Origin of the sequence: Enterobacter cloacae complex sp. OE43NF, from assembly GCF_023544405.1 — a bacterium.
GTDB lineage: Bacteria > Pseudomonadota > Gammaproteobacteria > Enterobacterales > Enterobacteriaceae > Enterobacter > Enterobacter cloacae.
Genome location: NZ_JAMJFW010000115.1, coordinates 1 through 2153 on the forward strand (window position 1 = coordinate 1; position 2153 = coordinate 2153).

A 2153-nucleotide genomic window follows, 5' to 3' on the forward strand; every position below is an offset into this window, starting at 1 on the left:
ATTGACGTCCTGCTGGATGGTGATGGATTCCATCATCGACATTGACTCCCGATCGTTCAACAGCAGTCGGGTGACTTCCGGACACGAGAGATTCAGCGATTTTTCGATTTCATTTTTATAAACCCGGCTTGTCCGAGGGAACGTCGAACAGGTTGGGCTTAGGGCTTGGGCACCCATGGCGCTATGAATAGAGCAGAGTTTTTCCGTATCCATAAACGGGCAGTTTTTACTTTCCGTAGAGAAAATCACTTCTCCCCAGTTGCCATACTGTTTTTTGGTGACTTTTATCGCCGTTTTCGCCGTCTGACGAATCTCGGCATTTTTACTGTTCAGGTAGCGGTTAACGGAGGATTTATCAAATGCGATTGTCCAGCCCTGACAACAATGTTCACGGCATTCCCCACCGACACAGGAAAAATCTGCGACCAGTTTAGGCTGGGTAATAACGATCTGTTTCACAGGCGGGTCCTCAAAATTCAGAGACAAAAAAACCCCGCCGAAGCGGGGTTTCGTGCGTAAAATTAACGCAGCAGAGACAGAACGGTCTGTGGTACCTGGTTTGCCTGAGACAGAACAGAAGTACCAGCCTGCTGCAGGATCTGCGCGCGGGACATGTTGGAAACTTCGGTTGCGTAGTCAGCGTCCTGGATACGGGACTGTGCCGCAGACAGGTTGTTGATTGAATTGTTCAGGTTATTAATGGTTGACTCGAAACGGTTCTGAATCGCACCCATGTTAGAACGTGCGCTATCAACGGCTTTGATAGAAGTATCCACAGCATCGATTACTTTCTTAGCAGTGGCATTATCTGTAATTGCAGTGCTGATATCAGTACCACCACTGATAGTCGCAGATTTAGCATCAATCAGTACTTTGTTATCAATAGTGATAGTATCGTCACCGGTTGTGCCTGCGCCAACCTGAATACTCAGAGAAGTGACACTGCCGTCCAGCAGTTTTTTGCCGTTGAAGTTAGCTGAGTTAGCAATACGGTCAATTTCAGACAGACGCTGGGTGATTTCAGTGTTGATAGAAGCCAGGTCGGTATCTTTATTTGTATCGTTAGCTGCCTGTACCGCCAGCTCACGAATACGCTGTAAGTTGGTGTTGATTTCGTTCAGGTTACCTTCAGCAGTCTGAACCAGGGAGATACCGTCGTTGGCGTTACGTGCCGCCTGGGTCATACCTTTAACCTGGGAGGTCATGCGGTTAGCAATCGCCTGGCCTGCAGCGTCATCTTTCGCGCTGTTAATACGCAGACCAGAGGACAGACGCTCGATAGCAGTGCCCAGAGAAGACTGAGATTTGTTCAGGTTGTTCTGAGTGGTCAGGGACAACAGGTTAGTATTGATAACTGCCATAATTTTCTTTCCTTCAAAATTGGGTTTTAGGTCCGGTGCCTAACACTCACAGCGTCTCTCACCGTCAACAAGGTTATCGACGGGTACCGAAAAGACTTTAGAATCAATTTTAAAAAAATCCTAACGTAATGATTATTAATAATTTATTTCTCAAAAAATCGATTAAAGTTCATCTCTAGGTTATTATTCGAGTCTTTTTATCGCGCGGCAGATGACAAAAAAGACACACATTTATCTGTGTTATTGACGCCCCGAGAATTATCTAAAGTGCAATCGTTTCATTTGACGCGTCATGACAGGCCTATTCTTTGGATTATTTTTTTCCCACCATCATAAACTTTTACTATTAGAGGCCGATAAGAGTCCTGAACTACTTTCGGATTTAAGGAAAATATGCATGGCTACTATCAGCAACCTCGGGATAGGTTCTGCAGGACTCGGGGATTTATATAATCAGTTAGATGCAGCAGAAAGGACCAAGCTGAAGACGATTACTTCCCAGCAATCAACGTATAACGCACAATTAAGTGCTTACGGCAAGCTGCAGAGCGCCATGACCTCACTGCAGACTGCAACAGCTGCGCTGGCTAAAGCGTCGACATGGAACTCAACCTCCGTGAGCAGCACCAACACAGCATTTACGGCTACCACTACATCTGACGCTTCCGTCGGATCTTATGTTGTTAACGTGAACCAGGTGGCAAAAGCACAGGCGCTCACAACGGGTTCCTATGCCACCAACACAGAGTTACTGGGCGATACGACGGGTACAACACGTAAAATCACCATCAC

General features: G+C 46.4%; 3 protein-coding genes. 1 reads left to right on the plus strand and 2 read right to left on the minus strand.

What is annotated here, in order from left to right; translation table 11 throughout:
- Both fliB and M8370_RS23130 read right to left on the minus strand, forming a co-directional pair.
- The coding region (fliB, locus tag M8370_RS23125) for a flagellin lysine-N-methylase (RefSeq protein WP_250021847.1) at positions 1 to 459 on the minus strand (459 nt) is incomplete at its 3' end.
- Between the two features lie 62 nt (positions 460 to 521).
- On the minus strand, positions 522 to 1361 hold the full coding sequence (locus M8370_RS23130; RefSeq protein WP_250021848.1) for a flagellin N-terminal helical domain-containing protein: 840 nt from the start codon (positions 1359 to 1361) through the stop codon (positions 522 to 524).
- A gap of 397 nt (positions 1362 to 1758) precedes the next feature.
- Between M8370_RS23130 and M8370_RS23135 the strand changes: the two genes are divergently transcribed.
- The coding region (locus tag M8370_RS23135; protein WP_284038931.1) for a flagellar cap protein FliD N-terminal domain-containing protein at positions 1759 to 2153 on the plus strand (395 nt) is incomplete at its 3' end.